This window comes from Micromonospora sp. M51, from assembly GCF_018070305.1.
Taxonomy (GTDB): domain Bacteria; phylum Actinomycetota; class Actinomycetes; order Mycobacteriales; family Micromonosporaceae; genus Micromonospora; species Micromonospora parva.
On record NZ_JAGPXZ010000383.1, the window covers coordinates 1 to 5,769 of the forward strand.

Below are 5,769 nucleotides of genomic sequence, written 5' to 3' on the forward strand. Positions count from 1 at the left end.
ACACCTGGCCGGTCAACAAGGACCGCATCGCCGTCGACCCGGCCACCGGCGCGGTGACCGCCCGCAGCGACTTCGCCGACTGGCCCCTGCTGGCCAAACTCAGCGGCCTCGGCATCCAGGCCCACATGGGGATCCTCTTCGGCCTGGTCAACCAGATCCTGCTCGCCGCGCTCGCCCTCGGGCTGCTCTGCGTCATCTTCTGGGGTTACCGCATGTGGTGGCAGCGTCGACCCACCCGCGCCGACCGACGCGCCCTCGCCGGCACCCCGCCGGCGCGCGGCGGTGTACGCGGTCTGCCGCTCTGGGCGTTGCTGATCGGCGTACCGGTGACCGTGGCGATCGGCTGGGCGCTCCCGCTGTTCGGGATCACAGTGCTCGCCTTCCTCGTCATCGACGTGGTGGTGGGGGCGGTGTCCCGACGCCGACGACCTGCCGCGACTCCTGTCTCCCCGGCACCCGCGAGGCGCTGATCCACCGGTCCGGCCGTCCGTGACGCGACGGACGGCCGGACGCGAAGACGCTCAGATCACCACCTGTTTGGTGTTCGGCAGACTGTCCACGATCGACGTCGACACGTTGATCGTGTCGGCGATGATCTCGTGGGGCGTGTTGGCCATCCACTGCATCACCGAGATGTCCTCGAACCGGGGATGGCGGAACATCTCCAGGAACACCAGCGGCTCGTCACCGGTGTTCTCGATGTAGTGGCCGTAGGCGAAGGGCACGTACCCCACGTCGCCGGCCTGGAAGTCGAACGTCCGGGCGGCGGCCTGCGCGGCGAACACGCCCATCCGTGCGGTGCCGGAGATGTAGTACTGCCACTCGTCGGTGGTGGGATGCCAGTGCAGTTCGCGCATCCCCCCCGGCTCGACCTCCACCAGTGCCGCGGCGGTGGTCACGGAGGCGGCGAAGTTGGTCGAGTCGGTGATCCGGACGGTTCCGCCGCGGAAACGCTGCGGGGTCTGGGCGAGCATCCGGTGCTTGAAGCTTCGGGGGATGTCGCCGGTCGGGCTGACCACCCGGTCCTGTTGCAGTGGTGGTGGGACGTCGCCCTGGAAGATGTACTTCTCCCGCTCGGGCAGGTTCTCCATCTGTTCCGGCGTCCAGCCGAAGTTCTTGGCCAGCACGTGCCGGGGGGTGTGCGCGAAGAAGTCGCTGAGCAGGAACGTGTTGTTCTCCGAGAACGCGCCGTCGTCGAAGACCAGCAGGAACTGCGCGCCGTCCTGCAACGCCTGGATGTTGTGCGGCACACCCTGCGGAAAGAACCACAGGTCGCCCGCCTTCACGTCCTCGATGAAGTTGCGTCCCTCGTGGTCGACGGCGCTGATCCGGCAGCTTCCGCTGAGCATGTACGCCCACTCCGACTGCTGGTGCCAGTGGATCTCCCGGTACGCGCCCGGTTCGAGACCGAACTGGACGCCGGCCAACTGGGTGGCGATCGGGAGGTCGCGGCTGGTGACCTCCCGGGTCCAGCCGCCCTTCTCCACCCGGGTGTGCGCCTGTGAGAACGAGAACTTGAGGTTGGGCACCAACCGGCTGTCGGTGGTGGGCGGAACCACAAGGTCCGGGTTCTGCCGCTCAAGCGCGACGTTGCGGCCCGCGAAGGGCGGTGCGCCCTGGTCGCCGCGCCTCGGTTCGGGATCACTGTCAGCCATGATCGCTGTCTCCTCACTCGGGTTGGACCGGCTCGGGCGCGGGAACGGATCCGCCACGCAGCCGCAGCCGCGACGAGATCCCCAGCAGGGCACGCACTCCGGGCCGGCCGTGCTGGATCGCGATCGCGACCGGGATCGCCACCGCGATCGCCGTCAGCACCAGACGGGTCCACGCCGGAGCGTGACCACCCACCCCGGTGCCGGCATAGACGACGAACATCAGCAGCACGACCCGGAGCCGAGGCAGACCGGGAGGGTCGGTGAGCGGGGCCATGGTTCGATGATCGGCGCGGAACACCGACCGTCGCATCACGTGATCGCGCCATTACCGCACACCAGTTCCCGGACGGCACGTGCCATTCGACGCAATCCCGCCGGTTCGGCGATCCGGTCTCCCGTACGTGCCGGCGTGGCTAGGCTCGGTCGCAGGACGGCATTTCGACGCGCCGGGTAACAACCGGGGAGAACGCCATTGTCCGAATCATCCTTCAGCTCCGGAACGCTCTCGGCCGACGACATCACCACCGAGCAACGACGGCACCGGCTCTTCGAGGCCGCGGACCAGCTCCGGCTCGCCGGGCGTGGGACGGAGGCGCTCCACATCCTGGCGGCCGAGGTCGCGACGAGTCGCGGCGGCGAGCCGCACCGCACCCTGGTGCTCGGTCGGGTGGCGCGGACCGGCGCACTGGAACAGCCGACCATCGCCCTCACCGGCCTGCGGGAGGCACTGAACCTCCGGCTGGACGCCCGCAGCCGCGCCACGGTGCTCGCCCTGGTCGCCACGGTCGCGGCCCGCACGGGTCATCCGGACACCGACGCCCTGCTGCGCGACGCGGGCACCGCGCACGCCGCGTCGGGTGACCAGTCGTCCGCTCGCCATCTCGCCCTCGGCCGGGCCGCCCGCTCGCTCGCGCACGGTGACCTGCCGGGCGCCCAGGCCGTGCTGGCGGCCCTGGATCCGAACTCCTGGTCGGCCCGCGCCGACGCCCCGTCCATCCGGGCCGAACGGATCCTCGTCGCGCTCGGCCTGGGCCGGCACCCGGACGCCCGGGCCGCCGCCCGCCAGGCGCCGGATGACGGCGACGGGCCGCTCACCGGGCTGACCGCGCTGGACTGCCTGCGCATGGTGGCGGTGGGCGAGTTGCCCGAGGCGGCCGCGCTGGCCGTCACGACGCTCAGCTCCGGCTCGGCGGACCTCAGCAGAGAGGTGCGCGCCCTGCTGGTTGCGGTGATCGGTGAGGTCCGCTACCGCCGTGGCGAGCACGACGACGCCCGCGCCATCCTGCGCACCTGCCTCGCCGAGGACCGCTGGCCCGACCGGACGATGTGGAGCCCGGCGTTCTGCGTGGCGGCCCGCGACCCGGCCGTGAGCACGCCGGCGGGCCTGCTCACCAGGGTCGTCGCCGACCTGCACCGCTCGGTCCGGCCGCTGCTGCCGGTGCCGCACTTCGGTCCCCGGCTGGTACGCGCGGCGGTGGCCACCGGCGACACCCGAGCCGCCCGCCGGGTCACCGAACTGGTCGAGCTGGTGTCCACCCGTACGCCGGTGCCGCTGTGGCGCGCGCTGGCCGACCAGAGCCGGGGGTTGCGCGACGGCGACCCGGACGCGCTCCGGTCGGCGGTCGACCAACTGCGCACCACCGCCGCCCGGCCGGCGCTGGCCGACGCGCTGCTCGACCTGGCGAACAACCCTCGGCTGCGCCCCGGGGAGGCGCGCGACGCCGCGCACGAGGCTGCTGCCCTCTACGCCCGGATCGGCGCCCCCGGCGACCAGGCGATTGCCGACCGGCGCTGCGCCGACCTCAGCGGCACCCCGCGGCACCGGCCGTCGATCGACGAGCCGCCCGGTGGGGGCCTCGACGCGCTCACCCCCGCCGAGGAGCGGGTCGCCGAGATGCTCGCCGCCGGCGCCACGAAGAAGGAGGCGGCCAGGAGCCTCTTCGTCTCCTTCCACACCGTGGACACCCAGCTCCGGTCCATATATCACAAGCTGGGCATCAACAACCGGATGCAGCTGGTGCGGGCCTGGGAGAGGACCAGACGATAATCGGCTGGTGACAGCGCCAGCCGACCTGACCCCACTCGCCGAGGCCGTGGAGTGCGAATTCATGCACTCGTACGAGTCACAGGCACCCGCACCCACGTACACCGATCTCGGGATCGCCACCACCCGCATCGGCGGCGGTGTCGCCCTCGGCATGCGCAACGATCCGTCCGGCGGGTACTGGAGTAAGGCCCTGGGCTTCGGCACCACCGAGCCGTTCACCGTGCAGGTCCTGGATGACGTCCTCGACTTCTACCGGGAGCACGGCATCGGTCAGGCCGTCATCCAGCTCATTCCGTCGGTAGTGCCCGCCGGCTTCGAGGAGGTGGCCGCCGCGCGCGGGCTCACGCCGGGCAGCACCTGGATCAAGCTCGCCGCCCGGCCCGAGGACGTCACCGCCGGACGGACCCGCCTACGGGTCGGCCCGGTGCCCACCACCGAGGCGCGGCGCTGGGCCGATGTGCTGCTCACCGGGTTCGGCATGCCGACCGGTGGGCTCACCGACATGGTGGCCGCGACGGTCGGCCGGCCGGCGTGGCGACCCTGCGCGGCGTGGGACGGCGGTGAGCTGGTGGCGGGCGCCAACCTGTTCCTGCACGGCGAGGCCGCGGCGCTCAACGCCGCCGCGACGGCCTCCGGTCACCGCGGCCTCGGGGCGCAGTCGGCGCTGATCACCGCCCGCGCCCGGGCCGCCGTCGAGGCGGGATGCCGGTGGCTGTTCGCCGAGACCGGCAAGCCCGCTCCCGGTCAGCAGAACCCGTCGCTGAACAACCTGCGCCGGGCCGGGCTGGTGCCCCTCTACGAACGCCGCAACTGGGTGTGGCGAGCGGCGTCCTGAGCCCGCCCGGGGCCGTGGTGGGCAGCTGTGCGCCGGCCTCGGCCCCGAATCCGTCGTCGGTCAGGGCTCACTCGGGCGGTGTGGCCCCCGACTGTTCGCTGACCATGTACGCCGCGTACCAGTCGGGCCAGTTGTCGTCCCGCTCCCCGGTACGTTTCTCGTGCTCGTCGTGTGCGGCGGCCGCGCGCCGCATCGCGTCCGCCAGGTCGCTCACCGAGCCGAACGACGTCAGCCCGCCCTCGATGCGCCCGGGAAGCCTGGTCGTGATCTCCTGAATCAGCCAGGTGTTGCCGTCCGGGTCGCGCAGTGTGGCGCGCGAGAAGTAGCTGCGTCGCTGCGGGTCCGGCCCGTCGACCGGGCCGTCCGGGGTGACGTGGAAGACGTCGCCGACCTCGATGCCGGCGGCGACGAGGTCGGCGCGGGCCGCCTCGACGTCGGAAACGACCAAATACGCCACTGCCGAGCCGGGTGCCGCCGGGGTGAGCCCGGGGCCGAACTGCACGGAGCACGCGGAGCCGTGCGGCGTCAACTGCACGATGCCGGGCGGGGTCTGGTCGAGCCGCCACCCCAGCCGTTGGTAGAACGCCTTTGCCCGGTCCACGTCCGAGACCGGAATGACGAGCACCTCGAGCTTGATGTCGAGGCTCTCGATCCGCGCCGCCGTGCTCGCGTCGGCCTGGGCAACCTTCGGGCTCATCGCTGTCCCCTTCCTGATCAACACGCTACTGTCCGCGTTCCCGCCCGATGCGGGCTTTCCGGCATCAGCCCGGCGCCATCCGGGTGGCCCTGCGTACCCCCACCAGGGCGACCAGGGCGAGGAGGATGACGGCGACGGAGTACTCGTCGGCGGTCCGCGGCAGGCCGCCGGCGTAGACCACGAGGAAGCCGGCGATGACCGTGGGGAGACCGAAGCCGACGTAGCAGATGACGTAGAGCACGGACAGCACGCTGGCGCGTTGGTGCGCCTCCACCAGCGGCATGACGGTCTTGAGGCTGCCCTGGAAGCCGCTGCCGAAGCCGACTCCCCCGAGCGCGAGACCGACGAAGAAGCCCGGGACGGACTCCGCCATGATCGCTGCCAACGTGACGACCATGCCGAGGATGAGCGTGCTGATCCCGGTCAGGATCACCGTCCGGGCGGCGGCGTTGCGCTGGACCAGGACGGCGATCGACCCGAAGACGGCGAAGACGAAGAGGACCAGACCGCCGATCACGATCGACGTGTTCATCAG

At 71.7% G+C, this 5,769-nt stretch carries 6 protein-coding genes and 1 pseudogene; 3 read left to right on the plus strand and 4 right to left on the minus strand.

Annotation, left to right across the window (positions count from 1 at the left end; translation table 11 throughout):
* Nucleotides 1–470, plus strand: a 470-nt coding sequence (locus KBX53_RS19915; RefSeq protein ID WP_210860946.1) for a PepSY domain-containing protein, incomplete at its 5' end; no start/stop codon positions are given.
* A 51-nt stretch (nt 471–521) separates the two neighbouring features.
* Here the strand turns inward: KBX53_RS19915 and KBX53_RS19920 are convergent.
* Nucleotides 522–1,655, minus strand: coding sequence for an oxalate decarboxylase family bicupin (locus KBX53_RS19920; protein ID WP_030330550.1), 1,134 nt, complete (start codon nt 1,653–1,655; stop codon nt 522–524).
* Between the two features lie 13 nt (nt 1,656–1,668).
* A complete protein-coding gene (locus KBX53_RS19925; protein WP_210860947.1) occupies nt 1,669–1,929 on the minus strand; it encodes a hypothetical protein in 261 nt (86 codons plus the stop codon).
* A 198-nt stretch (nt 1,930–2,127) separates the two neighbouring features.
* On the opposite strand from KBX53_RS19925, the gene KBX53_RS19930 reads away from it, so the two are divergent.
* On the plus strand, nt 2,128–3,702 hold the full coding sequence (locus KBX53_RS19930; protein ID WP_210860948.1) for a helix-turn-helix transcriptional regulator: 1,575 nt from the start codon (nt 2,128–2,130) through the stop codon (nt 3,700–3,702).
* Between the two features lie 7 nt (nt 3,703–3,709).
* Nucleotides 3,710–4,537, plus strand: coding sequence for a GNAT family N-acetyltransferase (locus KBX53_RS19935; protein WP_210860949.1), 828 nt, complete (start codon nt 3,710–3,712; stop codon nt 4,535–4,537).
* Between the two features lie 67 nt (nt 4,538–4,604).
* Here the strand turns inward: KBX53_RS19935 and KBX53_RS19940 are convergent, their stop codons facing one another.
* Both KBX53_RS19940 and KBX53_RS19945 read right to left on the minus strand, forming a co-directional pair.
* Entirely contained in the window at nt 4,605–5,234 is a 630-nt protein-coding gene (locus KBX53_RS19940) for a VOC family protein (RefSeq protein ID WP_210860950.1), read from the minus strand.
* Nucleotides 5,235–5,298: 64 nt separating this feature from the next.
* Nucleotides 5,299–5,769 (minus strand): annotated as a pseudogene (locus KBX53_RS19945) (MFS transporter); the annotation flags it as partial.